Source organism: Nannocystis exedens (assembly GCF_002343915.1).
GTDB lineage: Bacteria > Myxococcota_A > Polyangia > Nannocystales > Nannocystaceae > Nannocystis > Nannocystis exedens.
Window position 1 is genome coordinate 7,193,374 of sequence record NZ_NETK01000001.1, and the last position, 25,394, is coordinate 7,218,767.

At 71.1% G+C, this 25,394-nt stretch carries 16 protein-coding genes and 1 tRNA gene; 12 read left to right on the top strand and 5 right to left on the bottom strand.

What is annotated here, in order from left to right:
- Positions 1 to 124: 124 nt before the first annotated feature.
- The 4 genes from NAEX_RS28330 to NAEX_RS28345 all read right to left on the bottom strand — a co-directional run bounded on the left by NAEX_RS28330 (position 125) and on the right by NAEX_RS28345 (position 5,927).
- The gene (locus tag NAEX_RS28330; RefSeq protein WP_096330603.1) at positions 125 to 2,392 is read right to left on the bottom strand and encodes an RCC1 domain-containing protein; all 2,268 of its coding nucleotides are present in this window, start codon (positions 2,390 to 2,392) and stop codon (positions 125 to 127) included.
- Between the two features lie 151 nt (positions 2,393 to 2,543).
- Positions 2,544 to 4,115 (bottom strand): vWA domain-containing protein, encoded by a 1,572-nt coding sequence (locus NAEX_RS28335; RefSeq protein ID WP_096330604.1) that lies wholly within the window; start codon positions 4,113 to 4,115, stop codon positions 2,544 to 2,546.
- Between the two features lie 280 nt (positions 4,116 to 4,395).
- A tRNA-Pro gene (locus NAEX_RS28340) sits at positions 4,396 to 4,469 on the bottom strand.
- A 249-nt stretch (positions 4,470 to 4,718) separates the two neighbouring features.
- Positions 4,719 to 5,927, bottom strand: coding sequence for an FHA domain-containing serine/threonine-protein kinase (locus tag NAEX_RS28345; protein ID WP_170136075.1), 1,209 nt, complete (start codon positions 5,925 to 5,927; stop codon positions 4,719 to 4,721).
- A 199-nt stretch (positions 5,928 to 6,126) separates the two neighbouring features.
- Between NAEX_RS28345 and NAEX_RS50830 the strand changes: the two genes are divergently transcribed.
- The 7 genes from NAEX_RS50830 (at position 6,127) to NAEX_RS28380 (ending at position 17,677) form a co-directional block, all read left to right on the top strand.
- The gene (locus NAEX_RS50830; RefSeq protein ID WP_170136076.1) at positions 6,127 to 6,816 is read left to right on the top strand and encodes an HAD family hydrolase; all 690 of its coding nucleotides are present in this window, start codon (positions 6,127 to 6,129) and stop codon (positions 6,814 to 6,816) included.
- A gap of 205 nt (positions 6,817 to 7,021) precedes the next feature.
- Positions 7,022 to 8,182: an efflux RND transporter periplasmic adaptor subunit gene (locus NAEX_RS28355; RefSeq protein WP_170136077.1), complete on the top strand. Its 1,161-nt coding sequence runs from the start codon at positions 7,022 to 7,024 to the stop codon at positions 8,180 to 8,182.
- Between the two features lie 4 nt (positions 8,183 to 8,186).
- Positions 8,187 to 11,852, top strand: coding sequence for an efflux RND transporter permease subunit (locus NAEX_RS28360; protein WP_096330607.1), 3,666 nt, complete (start codon positions 8,187 to 8,189; stop codon positions 11,850 to 11,852).
- Entirely contained in the window at positions 11,849 to 15,022 is a 3,174-nt protein-coding gene (locus tag NAEX_RS28365) for an efflux RND transporter permease subunit (RefSeq protein ID WP_096330608.1), read from the top strand. The genes NAEX_RS28360 and NAEX_RS28365 overlap by 4 nt, the downstream gene beginning before the upstream one ends.
- 34 nt (positions 15,023 to 15,056) lie before the next feature.
- On the top strand, positions 15,057 to 16,145 hold the full coding sequence (locus NAEX_RS28370; protein WP_096330609.1) for an alpha/beta hydrolase-fold protein: 1,089 nt from the start codon (positions 15,057 to 15,059) through the stop codon (positions 16,143 to 16,145).
- Positions 16,146 to 16,263: 118 nt separating this feature from the next.
- Positions 16,264 to 17,160 (top strand): hypothetical protein, encoded by an 897-nt coding sequence (locus tag NAEX_RS28375; RefSeq protein WP_096330610.1) that lies wholly within the window; start codon positions 16,264 to 16,266, stop codon positions 17,158 to 17,160.
- 58 nt (positions 17,161 to 17,218) lie between these two features.
- A complete protein-coding gene (locus NAEX_RS28380) occupies positions 17,219 to 17,677 on the top strand; it encodes an NUDIX domain-containing protein (protein WP_096330611.1) in 459 nt (152 codons plus the stop codon).
- A gap of 92 nt (positions 17,678 to 17,769) precedes the next feature.
- Here NAEX_RS28380 and lnt read toward each other — a convergent pair whose 3' ends face one another.
- Entirely contained in the window at positions 17,770 to 19,341 is a 1,572-nt protein-coding gene (gene lnt / locus NAEX_RS28385) for an apolipoprotein N-acyltransferase (protein ID WP_096330612.1), read from the bottom strand.
- A 97-nt stretch (positions 19,342 to 19,438) separates the two neighbouring features.
- On the opposite strand from lnt, the gene NAEX_RS28390 reads away from it, so the two are divergent.
- The 5 genes from NAEX_RS28390 (at position 19,439) to NAEX_RS28410 (ending at position 25,386) form a co-directional block, all read left to right on the top strand.
- Positions 19,439 to 20,200: a DUF7873 family protein gene (locus NAEX_RS28390; protein ID WP_211302487.1), complete on the top strand. Its 762-nt coding sequence runs from the start codon at positions 19,439 to 19,441 to the stop codon at positions 20,198 to 20,200.
- A 683-nt stretch (positions 20,201 to 20,883) separates the two neighbouring features.
- Entirely contained in the window at positions 20,884 to 21,327 is a 444-nt protein-coding gene (locus NAEX_RS28395; protein WP_211302488.1) for a hypothetical protein, read from the top strand.
- Positions 21,327 to 22,715 (top strand): hypothetical protein, encoded by a 1,389-nt coding sequence (locus NAEX_RS28400; protein WP_096330614.1) that lies wholly within the window; start codon positions 21,327 to 21,329, stop codon positions 22,713 to 22,715. The genes NAEX_RS28395 and NAEX_RS28400 overlap by 1 nt, the downstream gene beginning before the upstream one ends.
- Positions 22,716 to 22,717: 2 nt before the next feature.
- On the top strand, positions 22,718 to 24,154 hold the full coding sequence (locus NAEX_RS28405; protein WP_096330615.1) for a vWA domain-containing protein: 1,437 nt from the start codon (positions 22,718 to 22,720) through the stop codon (positions 24,152 to 24,154).
- Between the two features lie 86 nt (positions 24,155 to 24,240).
- Complete coding sequence (locus NAEX_RS28410) at positions 24,241 to 25,386, top strand: ATP-binding protein (RefSeq protein ID WP_420814167.1); 1,146 nt, start codon at positions 24,241 to 24,243, stop codon at positions 25,384 to 25,386.
- The last annotated feature ends 8 nt before the right edge of the window (positions 25,387 to 25,394 follow it).

Below are 25,394 nucleotides of genomic sequence, written 5' to 3' on the forward strand. Positions count from 1 at the left end.
GCAGCGGGCCGGAGTGCAGGGGGGCGTAAGACCGAAGAGACATGTCCTTGAGGGCATGTACATGCGGCGGCGCGAAGCGCAGGTTCTTCGAGACATCGCATCAGGGCATGTCGCGGAGGACATGTCATGGGATGTCGACCACGGGGGTCGGGGTGGTCGACTGGCTGCCGGCGCCGCCGCCGAGCTGGCCGCGCTGGTTGCTGCCCCAGCACAGCACGCGGCCGTTCTGGCGCAGGGCGCAGGTGTGCTCGGAGCCGGCGCTGAGGCGGATCGTGCCGTCGATGCGCGGGCCGGCGACGGGGAAGCGCTGGATCTGGGTGCCGCGGTCGCCGAGCTGGCCGGCGTTGCCGCGACCCCAGCAGTAGATCTGCCCGCCGGCCACCGCGGCGCAGGCGTGGGCCTCGCCGCCGGCGATCGCCATCGCCCCGCGCACGTCCTTGACCCGCACGCGCGCGACCGAGGCGATCGTGAGGCCGGCGCCGAGCTGGCCGTCGTCGGTGTTGCCCCAGCACCAGACCTCGCTGTTGGTGGTGCGCGCGCAGGTGTGCAGGGCGCCGGCGGCGAGCTCCTCGGCGGGCAAGAGCTTCATCACCGGGACCACGGCCTGGCCGGTCTGGGTGCCGACGCCGGCGAGGTTGCCGAGCTGACCCCAGCGGTTCTGCCCCCAGCACAGCGGGATCCGGTTCGACTGCAGGGCGCAGCTGTGGACCTCGCCGAGGGCGAACTGCGTGACCTGTCCGAACGACCCGTTGACGATCGTCGGCCGGTCGGCGTCCTCGATCTTGCCGACGGCGACCTGGCCCTCGGCGCCGCGGCCCCAGCACACGACCTGGCCTGACTTGCGCTGGGCGCAGGTGTGGTCGCGACCGGCGCCGATCTCGACCGCGTCGTTGAGGCCGGCGACCGCGACGGGGCGGGTGCGGGCCTGCTTGCTGCCGTCGCCGAGCTGGCCGCGGCCGTTCTGGCCCCAACAGGCGACGGCGCCGCTCTTGCGGCGGGCGCAGGCGTGGTTGCGGCCGGCAGCGATCTGGACCGCGTCGTCGATGCCGCTGACGTCGTCGGCGCCGCCGCGGTCGGCTTGCGAGCCGTCGCCGAGCTGACCCATGTTGCCGGCGCCCCAACAGAGGACGGAGCCGCCGGACAGGGCGCAGGTGAAGTCGTCGCCGCTGGCGATCTCGCTGACGCCAGTGAGGTTGCGGACGCTGACGGCGACGCCCTCGGTCTCCTCGCCGGCGACGCCGTTGCCGAGCGCGCCGGCGCCGTTGCTGCCCCAGCAGACCACGCCGCCGTTGCGCTGGGCGGCGCAGGTGTGATCGGCCCCGGCGGCGATGCTGACCGCCTGGGTGAGGCCGACGACCGCGGTCGCGGCCTTGCGGTCCTCGGCGGTGCCGTCGCCGAGCTGGCCGTTGGCGTTGTCGCCCCAGCAGCGCGCGCCGCCGTCGCCGGTGCGGGCGCAGGTGTGGGCCTCGCCGGCGGTCAGGGCCACGGCCCCGGCGACGCCGCCGACCTCGACCGGGTTCTTGCCGAAGCCCGCGCCCCAGCACAGCACGCCGCCGGCGGCCTTGAGCGCGCAGGTGTGACCCTGGCCGGCCGCGAGCGCCTGCACGCCGTCGACCCCGGGGACCGGGCCGGGGGCGCGGGCGCTGCCGCGGTCGCCGAGCTGTCCGTGGGAACCTGTCCCCCAGCACATGACCTTTCCGCCCTGTACTCTCGCGCAGCTGTGGCGCGCGCCGGCGACGACCTCGCCCGCGCCGGTGACCCCGGGGACGAGCGCGGGCGAGACCCACACCTGGCGGCTGAGGTCGCCGATCTGGGCGTGGCGGTTGTCGCCCCAGCAGGCGACCTGACCGGTCTTGCGCACGGCGCAGGTGTGGCTCGGGCCGGCCGCGATCGCGGCGGCGTCGGTGATCCCGCGGACGGCGGCCGGCCGGGCGCTTTGGGCCCCGGGCCGGCCGGCGCCGTCGCCGAGCTGGCCGGCCGCGTTGCTGCCCCAGCACTGGACCTGGCCGCCCCGCACGAGGGCGCAGCTGTGCTGGTCGCCGAGCGCGAGCTGGACGACGTCGCCGAGGCCGACCACCCGCACCGGGCGCGGGCTGTCGCGCAGGTTGCCGTCGCCGAGCTCGCCGCTGCCGCCGCGGCCCCAGCAGTCGACCGCGCCCGAGCGCAGCACCGCGCAGGTGTGCGACCCGCCGGCGGCGACCGCGACGGCCGGGTCGGGGCCGGTGTTGTTCGGGACAGGTTGCGAAGGACCTGTCCCGGGGGACGTGTTCGAAGAGCCAGGTTTGGCGGGGGTCGTCGGCTTGGCGGTCGGGTAGCCGCGCGGCCCGGTGGCGCAGGCGGCGAGGGCGAGGAGGCCCGCGGCGAGGCCGAGGGCGCGCGGGGAGCGGCGCATGCGGCGAGTATGCCCGGGCCGGGCCGCGGGCGGCCGCAAATCGCGGGCGAGCGCGGGGCCGGCGCAGGCCGCCGGGGCCGGGTGCCCGGAGGGACAGGTTCGTGGAGGGCCGCTCGCAGCGACTCCAGCCCAGACTCGCAGGGCGCGACGCTCAGCGGGCCACGGTGGCGGGCGCGTCGAGGGGCTCGCCCTGCCGGCTCGCGGCGAGGCCGAGGAGGGCCAGCATGCCGCGGCGGTAGCCCCTGGGGTCGGAGCCGAGGGCGCCCTCGGCGAGGCCGCGGATCTGCTTGTACGAGACGGCGCGCGCGTGCTCGGAGTTGCGCAGCTTCATGCCGAACATGGCGACCGCGGCGGCGAAGCGGAGGTCGTCGGAGGCGGCGTCGAGGGCGCTGCCCGGATCGGCGACCGGCACGGTGAGGAGCTGGCTGTCGCCGCTCTCGGGCTGCTTGTAGCGCAGCTTGACGTGCATGAGCTCGCCGCTGCCGGCGGCCGGCGCGGGCGCGGCCTTCGGCTGCTGATAGCGCAGCGGGTCGACGCCGGGCAACGAGCCCTCGGCCCCGGGCGGCAGGACCTCGTAGAGCGCGGTGACGGTGTGGCCCGCGCCGATCTCGCCGGCGTCCTTGCCGTCGTCGTTGAAGTCCTCGTGGGCGAGCATCCGGTTCTCGTAGCCGACGAGGCGGTAGGCGCCGACCTCGAGCGGGTTGAACTCGACCTGGATCTTCACGTCCTTGGCGATCGTGACGAGGGTGGCGCCGGCCTGCTCGACCAGGACCTTGCGCGCCTCCTGCAGCCCGTCGATGTAGGCGTAGTTGCCGTTGCCCTTGTCGGCCAGCATCTCCATCGTGCTGTCCTTGACGTTGCCGGTGCCGAAGCCGAGGACGGACAGGAAGATCCCGCTGTCGCGCTTGGTTTCGATCAGCCGCTGCAGCGCGCCCTCGCTGCTGACGCCGACGTTGAAGTCGCCGTCGGTCGCCAGGATCACGCGGTTGATGCCGCCCTTGCGGAACGCCCGCTCGGCCAGCGCGTAGGCGGCCTCGATGCCCGCGCCGCCGTTGGTCGAGCCGCCGGCGTCGAGGGCGTTGAGCGCGGCGACGATCTTGTCGCGGTCGGAGGTCGGCTCGAGCACGACGCCCGCGGCGCCGGCGTAGACGACGATGCCGACGCTGTCGACCGGGCGGAGGTCGGCGACCAGCATGGTCAGCGAGCGCTGCAGCAGCGGCAGTTTGTCGGGGCTCGCCATGCTGCCCGACACGTCGAGCAGGAACACCAGGTTGCGCGGCGGGAGCTCGGCCGGCGCCAGCGACTTGCCCTTGATCCCGATCTGCACGAGCCGCGCCCTGTCGTTCCACGGACAGGCCGCGACCTCGGTCCGCACCGAGAACGGCTGCGCGCCCGCGGGCTCGGGGTAGGCGTAGGTGAAGTAGTTGATCATCTCCTCGATGCGGACGGCGTCGACCGGCGGCAGCTGGCCGTCCTCGAGGAAGCGGCGCACGTTGCTGTACGAGGCCGTGTCGACGTCGATCGAGAAGGTCGAGAGCGGGTCGTCGGCGACCCGCTTGAACGCGTTCTCGGCGATGTGCGCGTAGCTCTCGGTGTTCGGCGCCTCCATCGCCGCGACCGCCGGGGTCGAGGCCCAGCTCGCGTCGGTGTAGGACGCCCGCTTCGCGCAGGCCGGGGTCAAGAGCAGCAGGGCGACGAGGGGGAGCAGGCGCGGGCGTGTCATGCAGCCGCCCGAACGCCGGAGCCCCGGGAGGCTCTTACAGGCCGCCGCGGCGCGCAGGCGCGCTCGCGCGGACGCCTGCGCCGTGGGGCGCTCCGGCCCGAGCACGACGCGACGGAATCAAATGTCCTTCGGGACATGCTTGGTGAGACCGGCGCGGCGCGAGCTCTCGCGCTCGACGCGACGAGGGGCCGCGCGGGTCGGCGCAGGAGATCGCCTCCGACAGGAGGACCCAAGCAAACAGGCCCGGGTCTTGCGACCGCGGGCCTGCTTCCTTTTTTTGTCGGGGTGAGAGGATTTGAACCTCCGACTCCCTGGTCCCGAACCAGGTGCGCTACCAGGCTGCGCTACACCCCGAAGAGGAGGCCGGGTAGATAGCGGAAACGAGGGCTCCGTGTCAAAGGGTAAAATGTGATCAAACTCGCTGGTGCGGGGGCCGAAACGGGCGCCGGAGCGAGAATTTGGGCGGGCGCGACAGCCGCGACCCGGGCGCGGCGAGGGACGCGGCGGGCGCGGGGAGATCGCGCCTTCCGAGGGCTTCCAGAAGCGCCTGGAGAGCGTCCGCAGGAGCTCCCGAAAGGAGGTCGACCCGGCGAGCGCCGCGCCTCACGTGACGATCGAGATCTCGTACGGACCGACCCAGATCTTGTCGTTTTCCTCGAGCTCGACCGGGCGCTGGACGGGCATGTCGTTCACGCGCACCGAGCCGTCGCCGATGATCGGCCGGAGGAAGGGGTGATTGGGGATCCCGCTCCACTCGAGCACGGCGTGGACGCGCCGGATGTGCTGCGAGTGGTGGTCGGGCAGCATGATCTCGCAGCGCTCGCCGCTGCCGATCCGGTAGCTGCCGGGGAGGAACATCCGCTCCTCGACCCCGCCCTCCGGCCAACGCAGGCGCAGGGTCGCCGCCACCGGGATGCCGAGCTCGCGGTGCAGCACCTCGCCGAGGATGTTGGCCAGCACCCCGGCGTCGTGCGGGCGCCGCTCCGGCTCCTTGTCGAGCGAGGCCATGAGCCCCTTGACCAGCGTCCGCGGCAGGGTCTCGCAGCCCTCGTGCTTGTCGATCGGGACCACCGGCATGCTCGCGTGCGCGTGCAACCATCGCACCGGCTTCTCGCGGTACTCCTCGCGCACGGCGTTGAGCGGCCGGTCGCCGTGGAACGGCGAGCGCGCCGACAGCAGCTCGTACAGGATGGTGGCCAGGCTGTACACGTCGCTCGCCGGCGACAGCACGCGGGTCTTGAGCTGCTCGGGCTGGCAGTAGTGCGGCGTGCCGACGACCATGTGGATCTGGGTCGCGTTCATGCCGATCACGCTCTTGCCGTCCCACGAGCGCGCCAGGCCGAAGTCGAGCACTTTGATCTGCCCGTTGTCCTGGACGAAGATGTTCTCCGGCTTGACGTCGCGGTGGACGATCCCCTGCGCGTGCGGCTCCGCCAGGCCCAGGCAGGCCTGATGCACGATCGTCACCGCCTGCGCCGGGTGCAGCGGCTGGTCGAACTTGTGCCACGTGTTGAGGGTCTGGCCCTCGAGGTAGTCCATCAACATGTACACGTGGCCGTCGGGCCGCAGGCCGCAGTCGAAGGTGCGCACGACGTGCGGGTTGGTCAGCGAGCGCAAGATCGTGATCTCGCGGAGCGCCCGCTGGGCCTGGTCGCCCGAGGTCACCGGCTCGCGCGTGAGCTTCAGCGCGAGCGGCTTGTCGTAGCCGCGGACTTCGACCTTGTACACGCTCGCAAAGGCGCCGCTGCCGAGGACCCGCAGGATCTTGATGTTTCCGGCGTAGACATCCCCGGGTTGAAGTACAAGCGCCATAGCCCGCACGAAAACTATCACGAGGGCCCCGCGAGACAGCAAGGGGGCCCGCGAACGAGCCGCCGGTCCCATGAACACACACCTGCCGAGCCGACCCACCCCCGAGCGCACATCGGGTAAAGCCCCGGAAATTACGCCGATTTCGCGCCTGAGCCTGTCCCTGCGGCCTGCGCTGATTGCGACCGACGTCGACGGAACGTTGACCCGGGCAGGAAAGCTGGACCCAGCGGCGCTGGCGGCGATCACCCGCCTGGTCGCTGCGGGGGTCGCGGTCATGCCGGTGTCCGGCCGGCCCGCCGGCGAGGTCACGGGACTGTGTCGTTACCTGCCCGGCGTCACGCGTGGACTGGCCGAAAACGGCTTGCTCGAGGTGATCCCGGACCGGGCGCCGCGCTGGCTCGGCAAACCGACCGACAAGCCGCGGTTGCGCCAGGTCGGCGAGCGCCTCAACGCCGAGCACGACGCCCGCCTGCGCCTCACCGGCGACGACTTCTGCCGGCTCGGGGACATCGCCTACGAACGCGAGGGCCGCGACGAGCCCGAGCTGGTGCGCCTGCGCGACCTGGCCGCCGAGATGGGCGTCCACCTCGTGTGGTCGAACGTGCATGTGCACCTCGCCGAATCGGTGCCCGACAAGGGCGCGGCGGTGCTGCAGATGGCGGCCGAGCTCGGGCTCGACCCGCGGGCGATCGTGACGATCGGCGACGCGCCCAACGACGCGGGCCTGTTCGTCGGCGGCCGCTTCGGCGCGACGGTGGGGACGGCCGACATCGCCGGGCAATTGCAGTACCTGCCCGAAGCCCCGCAATTCATCACCCAGGCCCGCGAGGGCGCCGGTTTCGTCGAGATGGCGGAGGCCGTCCTCGCGGCTGTCGCCGCCGGGGCGTGAGGGCCCCTACGCGAAAATTCGCCGGCTGGCGAAACCGGGCGCGGGCTGCGGAGGTCGCATGGCTCCGCCGCGAGGTCCATCGGACGGGGCGAGCGCTGCGGGGGTCCGCGGCGATCTCGCCGCTTTCGTGCTATGCCGCGAGGCGTAAGGCCCGGACATGCTGAGTTCGCCCGCCCCCACGAGGAACCGTCCGTCGCGTCGTTGGTTGTCGCTCCCCCTCGCGCTCGCGCTCGGCTGCCAGGCCAGCGCCGGCGGCTTCGAGAAGAAGGCCGCGGACGCGGAGGTGGTCGAGCAACCGAGCCCGGTCGTCGTCGGCACCGTCGAGCGCGGCGCGATCACGGCGACGATCTCCGCCGCGAGCACGATCGAGGCCGAACGCCAGGTCACCGTCCACGCCGAGTCGGTCGGCCGGCTCGTCGACCTCACCGTGGAAGAGGGCGACAAGGTCAAGGAAGGCCAGGTGCTGGCGAGGATCCGCTTCGACGCCCAGGCCAACTCGCTGCTGCGCGCCAACACCTCGCTGGCCAAGGCGCAGACCGACTTCCAGCGCATCGAGCAGCTCTACAACGAGCGCGTGCTCGGCCACGAGGAGTACCAGAAGGCGAAAAATCAGCTCGACATCGCCGAGCTCGACCTGCGCGACCGGGCCCGCGAGATGAAGAACACCAAGGTGACCGCGCCGTTCTCCGGCACGATCACCCAGCGCAAGGTCATCGAGGGCGGCTTCGTCACCAACGGCGCCGAGCTGCTGCAGGTGACCGACTTCAACACGCTGGTCGCCCGCGTGTTCGTGCCCGAGAAAGAGCTCGACCGCATCAAGGTCGGGCAGGAGGCGCTGGTGGTCGGCAAGGCGGCGAAGGGCCGCAAGGGCACCGGCAAGGTCCTGCGGATCTCGCCCACCGTCGACGCCGGCACCGGCACCGTCAAGATGACGGTCGCGCTGCCGCAAGAGCTGGCCGGCGGCCAGGGCTTTTTGCCGGGCATGTACGCCGAGGTCACGCTGACGGTCGACCATCGCGAGGACGTCGCGCTGGTGCCGAAGGGCGCGATCGTCCACGACGAGGAGCAGACCTACGTGTTCGTACCCGAGGGCGACAAGGCCCGCCGCGTGCGCGTCGAGCTCGGGCTGCAGGACGCCGAGCGGGTCGAGATCGTCAAGGGCCTCGGGGCCGGCGAGGCGGTGATCGTCGCCGGGCAGACGGGCCTCAAGGACGGGGCGAAGATCGTCCGCGTCGACATGCAGGGCCGGCCCGAGGGCGGTGACGCCAAGCCCGCCGAGGCCAAGGCCGACGACGCCAAGGCCGACGACGCCGGCAAGACGGACGCGAAGGTCGACGACACGAAGGCTGCCAACAAGGAGAACTAAAGCCGTGGATCCCGTTCGTCCGGAGTCCGGCGACCTCCAGCTGGCGGCCAGGGCCCGCGAGATGGAGCGCTACCGCTTCACGGTCACGCGACCGGTCGCGGTGTTGATGGTGTTCCTCGCGGTGGTGGTGTTCGGCGCGTTCAGCATCCGCCTGTTGCCGCTGAACCTGATGCCCGACATCAGCTACCCGCGCCTGACGGTCCGCACCGAGTACCCCGGCGCGGCCCCGGCGGAGGTCGAAAACAATGTTTCTCGGCCCATGGAGGAGATCCTGGGGGTGGTCACGGGGCTGACGCGCATCGACTCGGTGTCGCGCGGCGGCTACAGCGACGTGATCCTCGAGTTCGCCTGGGACACCGACATGGACGAGGCGAACCAGGACGTCCTCGAGAAGATCGACGCGATCAAGCCGACGCTGCCGACGGAGATCAAGCAGCCGCTGATCCTGCGCTACGACCCCACGCTCGATCCGGTGCTGACGCTGTCGATCCACTCCCCGGTCCATCCGGACCTGAATGGGTCGCCGGCCATGCCGGGCCAGGAGGGCGGCGCCGACGACCCGTTCGCCGGCACGGCCGGGCTCAAGTATCTGCGCCGGATCGCCGACCGCGACATCCGCCGCCTGCTCGAGCCGCTCGAGGGCGTCGCCGCGGTCAAGGTCAAGGGCGGCCTCGAGGAGGAGATCGAGGTCCGGCTCGACGAGGACCAGCTCCGCCGCACCAACATCAACATCGACACCGTCATCAAGCGGCTGCAGGCGGAGAACATCAACCTGGCCGGCGGCAGCATGCGCGACGGCCGGACGCGCTACCTGGTGCGCACGGTCAACGAGTTCCGCGACCTCGACGACATCCGCGACCTGGTGGTCGTCTCGCGCGACGGCAAGGACATCAAGCTGCGCCACCTCGCCGAGGTCTCGAGCGGCTTCAAGGACCGCGACGTGATCACCCGCGTCGACGGCCGCGAGGCGGTCGAGATCGAGGTCCACAAGGAGGCCGACGCCAACATCGTCGACATGGCCAAGCGGGTCACCGACGCGGTCGAGCAGCGCGTGCAGCCGCGGATCCTCAAGGAGTACGGGGCCCAGGTCGACATCCTCACCGACCGCTCGAAGTTCATCGAGTCGAGCATCGACGAGGTCCGCGGCACCGCCCTGTCGGGCGGCATCCTCGCGGTCATCATCCTGTTCTTGTTCCTGCGCGACGTGAAGACCACGCTCATCGTCGCCGTCTCGATCCCGATCTCGGTGCTCGTCACCTTCGCCCCGCTCAACATCGCCGGGGTCTCGCTCAACATCATGAGCCTGGGCGGCCTGGCGCTCGGCATCGGCATGCTGGTCGACAACTCGATCGTCGTGCTCGAGTCGATCCACCGCTGCAAGGAGGAGGGCGACGACTACATCCGCGCCACCGTCCGCGGCGTGTCGGAGGTCGGCAGCGCGGTCGTCTCGTCGACGCTGACCACCGTCGCGGTGTTCTTCCCGATGGTGTTCGTCGAGGGCATCGCCGGGCAGATGTTCGGCGACCTCGGCCTGACGGTGGTGTTCAGCCTGCTGGCCTCGCTGGCGGTGGCGCTGTTCCTGATCCCGATGCTGGCGTCGCGCCGGTTCGTCGGCGGGCCGCCGTCGAACGAGCGGCCCGCGGTCGGCTTCTGGCGCTCGTTCGGCCGGCTGTGGCTCGACTGGGAGTCGCTGCGCGACCTCCGGCGGGCGATCCGGCCGCGCTGGTGGTGGATCACGCTGGTGCCGATCGTCTACGGGGTCCTGCGCTTCGTCCTCCACTTCGTGTTCGAGCTGCTGGGCAAGTTCTTCACCGCGCTGCTGCTGCTGCTGAGCTTCGTCGGCGTGCGGGCGGTGCGAGGGGCAGGCTGGCTGCTGCGCTGGCCGCTGATGCCGGTGCTGTTCCTGTTCGACGGGCTCCTGCGCCTGCTCGAGACCGGCTACCCGAAGCTGATCCGCTGGAGCCTGCGCAACCGCTTCGTCGTCTACGCGCTGACCCTCGGCGCCGGCGCGGCCACGCTGTGGGCGGCGCCGCGGCTCGACAGCGAGCTGATCCCCGAGCTGCACCAGGGCGAGTTCACGGTCGAGATGAGCCTGCCGGTCGGCACGCCGCTGCTCGCCACCAACGAGACCACCGCGCCGCTCGAGCGCCAGCTCCTGGCCAGCATCCCCGACCTGCGCACGCTGATCACCACGATCGGCAGCCAGCGCGACTCGAGCGAGGCCGGCGAGCGCGGCGAGCACACCGCCCGCCTGCGCGTCGCGCTCGGCGAGAAGCGGGCGCCGCCGAAGCCGCCGGGCGACAAGGCCGACAAGCCCGAAGGGACAGGCCCCGAGGGACAGGGCGCGAAGGACACGGCCGAAGGGGCAGGTCCCGAGGGGCCGGCGAAGCCGGAGAAGAAGCTCGACCCGGCGGCGGCCGAGGAGGCGGCGCTGGCGGTGATCCGGCCGCTGGTGCGCGGGGTGCCGGACGCGATCGTCCACGTGACGCGGCCGGTGCTGTTCTCGTTCGCCACGCCGATCGAGGTCCAGGTGCGCGGCTACGAGCTCGACGAGCTGCGCGAGGCGACCGACAAGGTGCGCGACGAGCTGGCGCAGATCGTCGACCTGCGCGACGTCAAGTCGTCGATCCTGCCGGGCAGCCCGGAGGTCCAGATCGTCTACAACCGCGACGCGCTGGCCCGCCTCAACCTCGACATCCGCTCGGTCGCCGAGCTGGTGCGCAACAAGGTCCAGGGCTACGAGGCCACCAAGTACAACCGCAAGGACCGCAAGATCCCCGTGCGCGTCCGGCTCAAGGACATCGACACCGCGACCGTGCGCGAGCTCGAGGACCTGGTGGTCAACCCGGGCCAGGCGCGGCCGGTGCCGCTGTCGGCGGTCGCCGAGATCACGCTCGGGCGCGGGCCCAACGAGATCCGTCGCATCGGCCAGCAGCGGGTCGGCCTGGTCACGGCCAACCTGGCCGGCTCGGGCCTCGGCAGCGCGGCGCGCGAGATCGACGAGCGGCTGGCCAAGCTCAACTTGCCGGCCGGGGTGACGACGGCGGTGACCGGCCAGAGCGAGGAGTGGGAGACCTCGTCGCGCTCGCTGTACCTCGCGCTCGGGCTGTCGATCTTCCTCGTCTACGTGATCATGGCCTCGCAGTTCGAGAGCCTGCTGTACCCGATGATCATCTTGATCACGATCCCGCTGGCGCTGGTCGGCGTGGTCTGGACGCTGCTGCTGCTGAACGTGCCGGTCAGCGTGCTGGTGATCCTCGGGCTCATCCTGCTGGCGGGCATCGTCGTCAACAACGCGATCGTGCTGGTCGACTACACCGGCCAGCTCAAGGAGCGCGGGCACAGCACCGACGAGGCGCTGGCGATCGCCGGGCAGGTGCGCCTGCGGCCGATCCTGATGACGACGCTGACGACGGTGCTCGGCCTGGTGCCGATGGCGCTCGGCCTCGGCGACGGCGCCGAGCTGCGCACGCCGATGGCGATCACGGTGATCGCGGGCCTCAGCTTCTCGACGCTGCTGACGCTGATCGTGATCCCGACCATCTACGCCGGGGTCGACCGGATCTTCGGCGGCGGCGTGGCGGAGTCGCGCGAGGTGAAGCTGCTGCGAGAGACGCGGGCGGTGACGCCGGAGCAGCTGGCCCCCGAGGTCGAGGTGCCGAAGTCATGAGCGAGCCGTCCGTCCCGGGGCCGGAGCTGCGCGACAACGGCATTGTCCACCTGTCGCTGGTGCGGCCGGTGACGATGTTGATGGCGCTGCTCAGCGCGGTGGTGATCGGCGTGGTCGCGCTGGTCGGGATCCCGCTCGAGCTGATCCCGTCGGGCTTCTCGCCGCCGTTCCTGCATATCGAGGTGCCGTACCCGAACGCGACGGCGCAGGACATCGAGGACCGGATCACGCGGCCGCTCGAGCAGTCGCTGGCGACCACGCCGGGGCTCGAGGAGATCAGCGCGACCTCGCGGGCCGACCGCGCCAGCGTGACGCTGGTGTTCGAGGGCGACACCGACATGGACATCGCCTACCGCGAGGTTCGCGACCGGGTCGCGCGCGCGCGGCCGGAGCTGCCGAGCGACGTCCAGCGGGTGCGGATCCAGAAGCAGTCGGGCGCGGGCATCCCGGTCGCGTTCTACAGCGTGACGTGGGACGAGTCGGTCGAGCTGCCGCGCGACCGGGTGCAGAAGCACCTGGTCCGCGCCATCGAGCGCATCGACGGCGTCGCCCTCGTCAACCTGTGGGGCAAGGAAGACCGCGAGATCCGCATCGAGCTCAACCGGCCGCTCGCCGAGGCGGCCGGGGTCAACATCTTCACCCTGGCGCAGAAGCTGTCGCAGTCCAACTTCAACCTCGCCAGCGGCGAGATCCGCGACCCCGACGGGCGCTTCGTGGTCCGCTCGCTCGCCACCTACCAGACCGTCCAGCAGCTCGAGGACACGATCGTCGGGCAGAAGAACCTGCGGCTCAAGGACATCGCCGACGTCGTCTACGACTACCCCGAGAGCGACCGCATCGACCGCTTCAACGGGCGGCCGTCGATGGTGCTGTTCGTGCTCAAGGAGTCGCAGGCCAACACGGTCGAGGTGTGCGACAAGATCCGCGAGGCCGTCGACGCGGCGGTGCGCGAGCCGGGGCTGGCGGGGTTCCAGGTCAAGGACTTCTTCATGCAGGGCGACGCGATCCGCTACTCGCTCAACCAGGTCACCAGCTCGGGCCTGCAGGGCGGGGTGCTGGCGATCGTGGTCCTGCTGTTCTTCCTGCGCCGGGTCCGCCTGACGCTGCTGATCGCGGCCTCGATCCCGCTGTCGATCTTCCTGTCGCTGCCGGTGATGTACTTCCTCGGCCAGTCGATCAACATCATCTCGCTGCTCGGCCTGATGATCTGCGTCGGCCTGGTGGTCGACAACTCGGTGGTGGTCGCGGAGAACATCGACCGCTACCGCGAGCGCGGGATGGGCCCGTACGCGGCGGCGCTGCACGGGGCCTCCGAGGTGGCGCTGCCGATCACGCTGGCGACGCTGACGACGATGATCGTGTTCGCGCCGGCGGCGCTGCTCAGCTCGGGCCCGACGCAGTTCTTCATGATCCGCATGGTCACGCCGGTGTGCGTGTCGCTGCTGGCCAGCCTGTTCGTCGCGCTGGTGCTGGTGCCGATGACGAGCGCCATGGCCCTCGGGACAGGTGACCCGCTGCGCCGCGGCGGCAAGCGCTGGCGGGCGTTCCTGGCGGTCGACGCCTGGTGGAAGCAGTGGATGGGCCGGCTGTACACGGCCACGCTCGGGCGGGTCAACGCCTGGTACGGGTGGCTGTTGCGGGCGAGCCTGCGCCGGCGCATCGACGTCGTGATCCCGTCGCTGGTGATGCTGGTGGCGACGTGCGCGATCCCGATGCAGCGCGTCAAGTTCTCGAGCGGCGAGAACATGGGCACGCGCAACTTCTGGGCCTACTACTCGATGCCGTCCGACGTCACCAAGTCGGAGGCCGAGAAGTTCTTCGTCGAGGTCGAGAAGTCGATCGCGGAGATCAAGGACGAGTACCGGATCTCCGGCCAGTACATCGGCTTCGACGGCAGCTTCGCCCAGGTGCAGGTGTTCTTCGAGCCGCAGGAGCCGGACGAGCGCCCGTTCAACGAGGTCCGCCAGGAGGTCTACGACAAGATGCCCAGCCGGCCCGGCTGGGTGAAGGAGGCCCGCTTCGGCGGGGCCGACGGCGGGCAGGACAACACGTTCATGGTCACGCTGTACGGCGACGACCACCGCTCGGTGCAGGAGGCCCGCGAGGCGCTGCAGGCGGCGCTGTTGCAGCAGCCGGGGGTGCTCGGGGTGTCGAACCGCGGCGCGGACGCGGTCCGCCGCGACGAGCTGGCGCTGGCGGTCGACCGGACGATGACCGAGCGGTTCGGGATCCCGGCCGGCAACATCGCCAGCTCGATTGCCTACGCGATCCGTGGGCAGGTGCTGCCGCGGTTCCAGAGCGCGACGGAGGACCGCGAGATCGAGGTCCGGATCCGCTACCGCAAGGAGGACCGCGAGCAGCTCAGCGAGCTGCTCGAGTTCAAGGTCCCGAGCGAGAAGAAGCCGGGCTCGGTGGTGCCGGTGCGGGTGCTGACCGAGATGACGGTGCAGAAGGGCGAGCAGGCGCTGATCCGCAACGACAAGCGGGTGGCGGCGCTGATCCGGCTCGAGCTGGCCGAGGACAACCGGCTCGAGACCATGGACAAGCTGCGCAAGTTCGTCGCCAGCTATCGGCTGCCCGCGGGCATCAGCTTCGACGCCGACCGCGACACGCGCGAGACCGACGACCTGCGCAACGACATGGTCGGGGCGATGATCCTGTCGACGGCGTTCATCTTCCTGGTGATGGGCTTCTTGTTCGAGAGCTTCATCCTGCCGATGAGCGTGCTGCCGTCGATCCCGCTGTCGTTCATCGGCGTGTGGTGGTTCTTGATGTTCACCGGCTCGCCGATCGACGCGCTGGCGGTGATCGGGATCCTGCTGCTGCTCGGGGTGGTGGTGAACAACGGGATCGTCCTGGTCGACTTCATCAACAGCGCCCGCGCGTCGGGGCTGTCGCGCGAGGAGGCGATCGTCCAGGCCGGCATGCAGCGGTTCCGGCCGATCTTGATGACCGCGCTGACGACCGTCGGCGGCATGATCCCGCTCGCGTTCACCACCCCCAACGGCGAGGGCCTCGACTACGGCCCGTTCGGCAAGACCCTGGTCGGCGGCATGACCACCGCGACGGTGCTGACGCTGGTGGTCGTGCCGGTCGCGTACACCTACTTCGACGACCTCCGGATCGCCGCCGGCGAGTGGACCCGCCGCGTGTTGTGGCGCCGCCGCTGAACGGTGATAGGTTTGCCGCGCGGAGAGGTGTCTCATGAGCCAGGTTCTGAGGATCGGCGCCGGGCTCGGCGCGCTCGCGCTGGCGGCGCTGGCGGCCTGCCCGTTCCCCCGCCCGACCCAGGTGCCGATGCGCTCCAGCGAGCTGCCGGCCCACCAGGGTGAGCGCAGCGACACGGTGGCGATCCTGCTGCAGGGCCACGGCGACGCGCCGGAGGAGTTCGTGCGCCACGGCTTCGTCGCCGAGCTCGAGGCGGCCGGGGTCGACGTGATCCTGGCCGACGCGCACTCGGGCTACTACGCCGAGCAGTCGACGGAGGCGCGGCTGTGGAGCGACATCGTCGGGCCGGCGCGCAAGGCCGGCTACGCGCGCGTGTGGCTGGTCGGCATCTCGATGGGCGGGATGGGGGCGATCTGGACCGCGTCGATGCACCCGGGCGAGATCAGCGGGGTGGTCCTGCTGGCGCCGTATCTGGGGCGCCGGCGCACGCTGCGGGCGATCGAGGAGGTGGGCGTCGAGGCGTGGCAGCCGGCGGCCGAGCCGGGGCCGTGGGACTACGAGCTCTGGCGCTGGCTCAAGCAGGCCGCTGCGACCAAAAATCCGCCGATCTTCCTCGGCTACGGCACGCACGACGCCGACCGCGGGCGAGCGATGCTCGGGCGAATCTTGCCGCCGGAGCGCGTGTTCACCCGCCCGGGCGGGCACGACTGGCAGACGTGGACCGAGCTGTGGCGCGTGATGGCGCCGAAGGTCCCGTGGCGCGGCGAGGACCCGCGGGCCCCCGGCGCGGGCCCGGTGCTGCGCACGGCCGACGAGCTGTGCCAGGACAAGGGCTTCGACTTCGCCTACGACCCGGTCGGGGTGCCGATGGAGGGCAGCGGCGAGCTGGCGTGCGGCTTCGGGCCCGGCACGCCGTGCGTGCCCGAGACCAGCGACGCCTACTGCGACGGCAGCTCGATGGTCGCCTGCGAGCGCGGCAAGATGACGGCCACGAACTGCGTCCAGCGCTGCCGGCAGGTCGGCGACCCCGAGGGCACGCCCCGCGACTCCGGGCGCTGCGCGATCCGCAAGGACGAGGCCGCCTGCGTCTGCTGCGACCGCGACGAGCCGGGCTGCCTGCTGTGAGTGTGCTAGCTTCGAGCCGACGACGGCCCGGGCGCGGCAGTGGTTGCCGGTTCAGAGGGCCTATCCCTTCAGACATGGACTTTCGCCTATGTATTTTCGGACATGTTTTTTTGTACTCGTGAGCGCCGCCCTGGCGAGCTGCGGCGACTCGTCCGAGCCGATCCTCACGACCGCCGGCGCGACGCAGACGACGACCGCCGCCCCGAGCACCGAGGGCGCGAGCTCGACCGATCACGGGACCGGTGGGTCGCACGAGTGCGGCTCGCTGCTGGCGAACAACGACGAGAACTGCGTGTGCAGCCCGGGCTACGAGCGTTGCGACCCGGACGACCCGAACAGCACCGACTGCTGCGAGGAGCCGGGCATGGGCGACGGCGAGTGCCCGGACCCGAACAGCTCGTCGGTGGACGGGCAGTGCTACTGCGACGTCGGCTACACGTGGTGCGACCCCGACGATCCGGCCGACCTGTCGTGCTGCGTCGACCCCGGCCAGACCACGGCGACGCCGACCGAGGGGACGAGCGACGCGACGGGCGAGCCGACCAGCGACGGCACCGGCGGGGACATGTGCCCCGGCGCGGTCGGTCCGCCGCCGAGCTGCGACGAGGACAGCGAGAGCTTCTTCTGCACCCATCCGTCGTCGTGCGGGCCGCAGGGCAGCGCGCACTACTATTGCGAGGGGGGCGTGTGGGTGGAGGACACGTCGCTCGACGACACGTGCAAGCTCGACGGCTACGACTTCGCGTACGGCTGCGTCGACGACGGCGGCACGATCTTCGTCGAGTGCGGCTCCGGCTCCGGCGCGGCCTGCTCGGGCGAGGCGCCGAGCTGCCTCGACGCGAACACCTGGGCCGGCTGCAAGTGGGGCAAGACGACCGAGGTCGACTGCTTCGTCGTGTGTACGGAGATCGGCGACGACATGGGCGCGACCTACGACCACGGCGCGTGCGAGGTGCAGGACGGCGAGGCCGTGTGCGCCTGCTGCGACGCGGGCGACCCCGGCTGCCCGATCTGACGCGCGCGCTCGCGTCCGCTGGTGCCGCCGGGGTCGCGGGCGTATCTTCGGGCGCGAGATGCCGCGCGCCCCCGTCCCCTCGTACTACTTCGCGCTCGTGGTGGTCCGCCGCGGCGACCGGTTCCTGGTCGTCCGCGAGGTCAAGCACGGCCAGCTCTGGTACCTGCCCGCGGGGCGCGTCGAGCAGGGCGAGTCGCTGTTCGAGGGGGCGCGGCGCGAGGTGCTCGAGGAGACGGGGATCGCCGTCGAGCTGACCGGCTTGCTGCGGGTCGAGCACACGGCCCACGCCGAGATGACGCGGGTGCGGGTGTTCCTGACGGCGGAGCCGGTCGACGAGCGGCCGCCGAAGTCGACCGCCGACGAGCACTCGCTCGAGGCCCGGTGGGTCACGCTCGCCGAGCTGCGGGCGCTGCCCCTGCGCGGCGACGAGGTCGAGGAGCTGTTCACGGCGGTCGAGCGCGGGCTGCCGGTCTACCCGCTGTCGGTCATCACGCCCGAGGGCGCGCCGTGGCGGTGACGGCGAGCGAGGCTGTCCTGAAAGACATAAGGAGCAGGGGCCGACACACATGTCCGGAGGGACATGTGCGGCGGGCGGCTCGCCGCAGACGCTCACGCCGACGCGGGCCGCCGCCGGCGCCACAGCAGCGCGAGGACGACCAGGACGCTGGCCTGGCAGACATGTCCGAACAGCCAGCCGCCGCGGGCGTAGACCGTGGGGGCCGACGCGGTGTCGCGGCCGAGCTCGAGCGGCACGACCAGATGTTCGGGCGGCACGGGGGCGTCGATGCTGACCGCGCGCAGGTCGGTCGTGGCGACCACGCGGCCGGCGCGGTCGACCAGCGAGCTGGGCCCGGAGTTGACGGCGCGGAGCACGGGGATCCGGTGCTCCACGGCGCGGAACTGCGACAGCGCGAGGTGCTGCCACGGCTCGGCGGTCGGGCCGAACCACGTGTCGTTGGTGAGGTTGACGAACGCCTCGATGCCGCCGGGCTGGGCCGCGACCTCGCGCGCGAACGCGGGCAGCACGTCCTCGTAGCAGACCAGCGGGCCGAACGCGATCGGCGGCGCCTCGCTGCCGGCCGGGCCGGGCTGGACGACGAGGCGGCCCGGGCCCGCGCCGCGGAAGTTGTGGGCCATGCCGGGCACCAGGCCCTTGGCCCACTCGGGGTCGACCAGCGGAATCTCTTCGCCCAGCGGGACCAGGTAGATCTTGTCGTAGCGGCCCACCACGCGGCCGTCGGCGGCCATGTTGATCACCGAGTTGTAGCCGTACGGGTCGCTGTCGGCGGCGGTGCCGGCCCCGAACAGCGTCGGCAGCGAGTGGCGGCGCAGCACGCGGTCGTCGTCGCTGAAGTCGCGCTCGAACGGGCGGTTCAGCGTCCACGGGAACATGTTCTCCGGCCACACCACGAGCTCGGCGCCCTCGGCCTCGGCGCGGGCCGACGGCTCGCGCAGGCGCTCGAGCTTGGCCGGGCGGTCGAACCACAGCAGCGGGATGTTGGGTTGGACGAGGCCGACGCGGACGGTGCGGGTGGTCTCGCCCGCGAGCGAATCGATCCGCCAGCGGCCGAGCGCGAGGCTGACGAGCGGCAGCACGAGCGCGATCACCCCGAAGCGCAGGCGCGCCGGCCCGCGCGCGCGCCAGGCCTCGCCGAGCAGGACGCCGCACAGCATCATCGGCACCTCGACCAGCGCGACCCCGCCGAGCTCGGCGGCCTGGATCCACTCGGGGCGGGCCGCCAGGCCCATCGCCAGGGTGAACGGGAACAGCATCGGCCACGACCACCACAGCCCCGACAGGACCATCGACAGGACCCATGGGACATGCCTTGAAGGACCTGTCCACGCGGACACCATCGCCGCCCACGCGGCCAGGGGCGCGGCGGTCCACAGCGCGAACACGACGAACAGCGGGACGCACAGCCAGAGATCGAGCTCGCCGAAGGTGTGGAGGAGATCGATGATCCAGGGGTAGCCGATCGCGCCCATGACGACGCCGGCGACGAGGCCGAGGCGCAGGGCCGCGCGCCAGCCGGGGGACTCGCGGGCGGCGACCCACAGCGGGGCGACGGCGAGCCAGCCGAGCGCGGGCACGCCGTGCGGGAGGAACGAGGCGGCCAGGAGGGCGCCGGTGCCGGCGGCGGCCAGGAGGCGGAGCGTCGGCGCGCGGTCGGAGGGCACGCGCGAGAGTATTCCGCGCGCGGCGGCGAACGCAACCTGCGCTTGACTCGCCGGGCCCGGCCGATAGCCTCGACGCCCACTGACCATCGGAGGGGCCATGCCCAAGCTCAACGCCATCCTCGCGGTCGAGAAGGGCCGCCGGACCGAGCTCCACACGCTCATCACCAGCCTTCACAAGTCGACGCAGCAGCCGTCGCTGATGACGGGCCACCACAAAAAATTCACGCCGCGGCGTGAGGACGGCGAGACCTTCCCGGACGACTCGCAGGTGGTACAGCTGACCTACGAGGCGGCGATCAAGGACATCACGGGGGCGCTGGTGTCGCTGCTCGACACGGTGGCGACCAAGGACTGGTCGAACTGCCAGGCGCGCGCCGACGTGGTGGTCGACGGCAAGGTGTTCCTGCCGCAGGTGCCGGTGACCTACCTGCTGTTCCTCGAGAAGGAGCTGCACGACCTGCAGACCTTCATCGAGAAGATGGTCGAGCTCGACCCGGCCGAGCGCTGGTCCTACGACGCCGGCACCGGGCTGCACCAGAGCGACCCGGTGCAGACGCAGAAGACCAAGAAGGAGCAGCGGCCGATCGTGCTCTACCACGCGACCGAGCACCACCCGGCGCAGACGCAGCTCATCACCGAGGACGTGGTGGTCGGCCACTGGACCACGATCAAGCGCAGCGGCGCGATCCCTCGCCCGCGCAAGAAGGCGCTGCTCGAGCGGATCACCAAGCTCGGCGAGGCGGTCAAGTTCGCCCGCGAGCGCGCCAACTCGATCGAGGCCACCGAGGTCGCTGCCGGCCGCCGGATCCTCGACTTCATCTTCGAGGGCACCCAGGCCGAGGGCCCGGTGACCAAGTAAGGGCGAAAGCCTTCGACCTCGCAGCCGCGAAGGAGGCCACGAATTCCCGACAGGGAGACAAGCTCAAGCTGGAGTTCAATCTCAGGGCCAAACAGGCGGGCCATGAAGGTTCGAGTCCTTCCCCCGACATCTTGCGTCGGGGTGGCGGAACGGTAGACGCACCCTCACTCGCAGCCGAGGGCGGTTCGCCGAGCTTCAAGCTCAACTTCTCTCCCAACTTCAAGACAGGTCGGACGAAGCTCTCTCGACGCCCAGCCACACCCCGATCCGAGATGCCGGTTAGATTCCGGCCTGGCACGCCAATCGTATGTGCCGGTGGTCCAACGTCAAGACGCGGGTCTTCAGATCTAAGGGCTGGAAAATGCCGTGAGCCTCGAATTCCGACCCCGCGGGCGCAAGTGCCGGTGGCACCCAGGTCCGCGGACCCCAGGGGCTCCAGAGTAGGCTACACTCTGGAGCTCCGCCTATTGGGTAGATATGAACTTTTGGCCAGGTGAGGGGAGCGCGGGCGGTGGAGGTCTGCGCGGCCTGGCGCGATGGGATGAGCGCGGACTTGAGCCGGGCGGTGTGGTTGATCTGTTGCAGCGCACGGGCGATCGTCGGCGTTGCGGGGCGCTCGGCGATCGTTGTATGGTCCGGCTCGCGTGTCTGCTGCGTCCCCCCGCTCAGTGATTCGCCCGCGCGTGCTGCCGCGTGCGCGCAAGGTCCAGAAGGTCCCGTTCGTCGAGCTGTACGCCGGCCGCCTGCAGGGGGTGGTCTCGAGCGGTTCGGACGAGGAGCGGGTGTACGTCTCGTACTTCGAGGCGACGAGCGGCAACTTCTATTGTAGTACGAACAACAACCGGCCGTGCGGCGGCCTGCGCGGCTCGCCGTGCAAGCACCTGGTCGAGCTGCTGAACGAGGGCGTGCTGCAGTACGGGCCGGCGCGGGTGATCGCGTACCTCGGGCTGCAGCAGGCCGAGCCCGACAAGGTGAGGTCGGGCGTCGAGCTGATTCGCTTCATCAAGGGCGGGCCGCACAAGGTCGAGGCCGGGATGGTGTTCAGCCGCTTCCTCACCTATCTGCAATACGTCAGCGTGGCGCCGACCGGCGCGCCGCTGCCCGACATGGCCTGGTTCGTGCGCTGATGCCTCTCCTGGATCTGAAGACTGTCCCCGAGCCCGTGGTGCAGACCGCCGAGCTGATCGGGCGCCTCGACGAGGTGTTCGAGTCCGGGTTCGGTCGGCTGTCGAGCGCCAACCTGCAGACACTGGCGTCGCTGGCGGCGAGCTTCGCCGGCACGCCGCTGGCCGAGCCGCTCGACGCGGCGATCGCCGGGCTCGGGCGCTCGGAGTTCGTCGATCGTCACTTCGCCGTGATCGCGGCCGCGCGGGCGGCGGCGCACGGGGCGATGCACGACGCGCTGGTGGCTCAGGCGTGCGCGGCGCTGTCGCGGCCGCGGCCGGAGCTCGAGGCGCTGGCGGACACGCCGGGGCAAGCCGCGCCGCCGCGGGCGGCGGTGCTGCTCGAGAGCGTGCGGCAGTGGTTGATGGAGCTGGCGATCGCCGGCTTCGCCAACCTCGAGGTCGGGGCGCTGCTGCCGTTCCAGGCCACGCTCGACGCGATCATGGCCGAGCCGGCGCTGGTGCGGCACGCGGCGCTGCTGAGCGGCTTCCTCGACGAACTTCTGACGGTGTTCCCGGCGCACGGCAAGCCGGAGGTGCCGCGGCTGCGGTGGGTCGACCTGTGGACGCGGTCGATGGTGCTGTCGCTGGCCCCGCCGGCGCCGCCGGCCACACGCGAGGTCAAGGGCGAGCTGCGGGTGTTCGCCACCGACCTGCGGCAGCACGACCACGTGGTCTCGCTGGTGGCCTTCGGCGCGCTGCACGAGCCGGGCAAGCCGCCGCGGGTGGTGCGGACCGGCGTGTCGGCGTTCAAGGTCGACGTGCTGCAGGGCGACGACATCGCCGGCCTGCTCGCCGACGTCGGCGGCAAGCTGCTCGAGGCGATCGCCGGCGGGCAGGGCGTGAAGATCTCCGGGATGCTCCTGCACGCGACCGGCGACCTCGTGTGGCAGGAGGCGCGCGCCGAGGTGCTGCCGACCAAGTTGAAGCTGGCCGAAGAGGCAGCCGCGGTGTTGACCTCGCCGACGGCGCTGCGGCCGGGCGCGCGGCCCGAAGATCGCCACCCGGCGGTCGTCGAGGAGCTGGTGTGGCTGCCGGCCGACGGTTACTCGGTCGCGGCCAAGGAGGCGCGCGAGCTGTCGCTGGGCGGGCAGGCGTTCCCGCTGGCGGTCGAGCGCTGGCCGAGCAGCGACGACCTGCTGCCGAGCGACCTGGCGGGCAGCAAGGGGCTGGTGGCGCTGCTGCGGTTCGACGGCGGGCGCTGGTCGCTGCAGCCGGTGATGATCGACAAGGGCAAGCCGCTGCCGCGGATGGTCGGCACCGGCCTCCAGGCGGCCCGCGGCAAGGCCAAGGGCGGCAACCTCGCGACCCTCAAGGAGCGCGCCGGCAAGCTGCTGCGCAAGAAGAGCTGACCATGAGCGCCGCCGACCCCGAGCTGATGCAGCGGGCCCGTCAGGGGCTCTACTGGCGGTTGATGTCGGCCCTGTTCGAGCAGGGCGACGCGGCGCCGAACCTCGAGTCGCTGGCGCGCGAGCTGGCGAAGACGACCGACCTGCCGGTCGAGCTGCTCGACCCGAAAGTGACGGTCGACGTGCTCGTGCATCGCTTCCCGAAGCTGAAGCCCGAGTTCTCGCGACCGCTCCCCGGCTTTTCTCCGCCGAGCGCCGGGCCCGAGGGCGAACCACCTGCTCCGGAGAGCGCGGCGCCGCAGCCGGCCGAGAGCCCGACCGATCTGAAGAGCACGGTGCAGCGGGCGCTGGTCGTCTCAAAACTGCTGCTCAACGCGTTCGGGCCCAACACGCAGGGCTCGGTGACGGCGCAGCAGTACGGCGCGTGGGCCCGCGACGTCGAGTGGCTCGAGGGCGCGCTGGGGCTGCCGCCGGGGTCGCTGCGGCAGAGCGGCAACGCGCAGAACACGGGGGCGCCGTCGGGCGGCGGCGGCGAGGCGACGCGGCCGCCGATCGGCGACGACGAGCTCAAGGCCGGTTTGGCGACGCTCGAGGCCGACATGATCCACCGCATGGACCTGCGCGAGGTCCTCAAGGATCCGGTGCTGAGCGAGCGGCTGACGCCGTCGATGGCGCTGCTCGAGCAGATCCTGTGGGACAAGGGCAACCTCAGCGGGCCGGCGCTGCAGAACGCGAAGCGGCTGATCGCCCGCTACGTCGACGAGCTGTCGAAGGTGCTGAAGCTGCAGATGCGCCAGGTGACGTCGCGGGTCCACGACCACCGGGTGCCGCCGCGGCGGATCTTCCGCAACCTCGACATGAAGCGGACGGTCTGGAAGAACCTGACGAACTGGGACCCGAACGAGCGCCGGCTGTACGTCGATCGCCTGTTTTACCGCCGCACCGGCAAGAAGAGCCTGCCGACCAAGCTCCTCATCATCGTCGATCAGTCGGGCTCGATGACGTCGGCGATGGTGCAGACGACGATCCTGGCGTCGATCTTCGCCGCGCTGCCGAAGGTGATCGTCCACCTGTTCGCGTTCGACACCCGCGTCATCGATTTGACGCCGTACGTCCACGACCCGGTCGAGACGCTGCTGCGCACCAAGCTCGGCGGCGGCAACGACATGCGGCTGGCGCTCGACCTGGCGGCGCCGTGCATCGACTCGCCGCAGAACACCGCGGTGGTCGTGATCTCCGACTTCTATGACTGGAGCGACTTCTTCTCGGTGCTGCGCCAGTGGAAGGAGTCGGGCTGCCACCTCATCCCGGTCGGGTCGCTGCACACGACCGGGTACTTCTCGGTCAACCCCGAGTACGCGGCGAAGTTCAAGGAGATCGGCGCGCCGATCCTCAGCGGCAGCCCCAAGAAGCTGATCGAGCAGATCAAAAAGGTGATGTAGTCGCGATGGCCAAGAAGATCTCTACCCCCGCCACGACTGATTCGGTGCCGGCGCCGGCGCCGGCCACCAGCGAGACCAAGCTGCGCATGCCGGCCGAGGAGAAGTACGCGGCCGAGCTGGCGTACCTGGCCAGCGTCGACAAGGATCCGCGGCCGTTCGCGTGGCGGCTGTCGCCGCGGATGATCCGCACGTTCATCCTCGGGGCTGGCCCCGGGGACAGCTTCGACCGGCCGATCGCGCAGAAGTTCTTCGGCGACGCGTCGCTGGTCGAGCGGGCGATCGTGACGCTGGCGTCGGACCGCGGCCTGCTCCTGATCGGCGACCCGGGCACCGGCAAGAGCTGGCTGGCCGAGCTGCTGGCGGCGGCGACCTCCGGCAACTCGACGCACGTGGTCCAGGGCACGGCGGGCACGACCGAGGACCACATCAAGTACTCGTGGAACGTGGCGATGGTGATCGCCAGCGGGCAGTCGCGCGAGTCGATGATCCCGTCGCCGATCATGACGGCGATGCAGCGCGGCGAGATGGGCCGGTTCGAAGAGCTGACCCGCTGCGGCTCCGACGTGCAGGACGCGCTGATCTCGATCCTGTCGGAGAAGTACATCACCATCCCCGAGCTGCGCGGCGACGACAGCGTGGTCTACGCCAAGCCGGGCTTCAACATGATCGCCACCGCCAACAGCCGCGACCGCGGGGTCAACGAGCTGTCGACGGCGCTGAAGCGGCGCTTCAACTTCGTGACGATACCCATCGTGACGAACAAGAAGTCGGAGAAGGAGATCGTGCTGTTCCGGACGCGCGAGCTGATGGCCCGCCACACGATCACGGTCGACGTGCCGCCGACGATGCTCGACATCCTGCTGCAGACGTTCGCCGACCTGCGCGAGGCGACCGCGAACACGACGTCCGAGGACCAGCGGCTCGAGTCGTCGCTGTCGACGGCCGAGCAGATCGGGGTGCTCGAGGACGCGCTGCTGCACAGCAACTTCTTCGGCGACAAGGCGCTGCAGCCGGCCACGCTGGCCCGCTCGCTGGTCGGCACGCTGGTCCGCCGGGTGCCCGAGGACGTGTCGATCCTCAACAAGTTCTGGCACGCGACCGCGGCCGAGACCGACGGCGTCAAGAAGCGCAAGAAGGGCGAGGAGGCCGCCGCGCCGGCGAAGGGCGAGAAGTCGCCCGAGTGGGAGGCGTTCGTCGCCGGCGGCAAGCAGGCGCTGTCCTCGTTCAAGTAGGCGGTGCG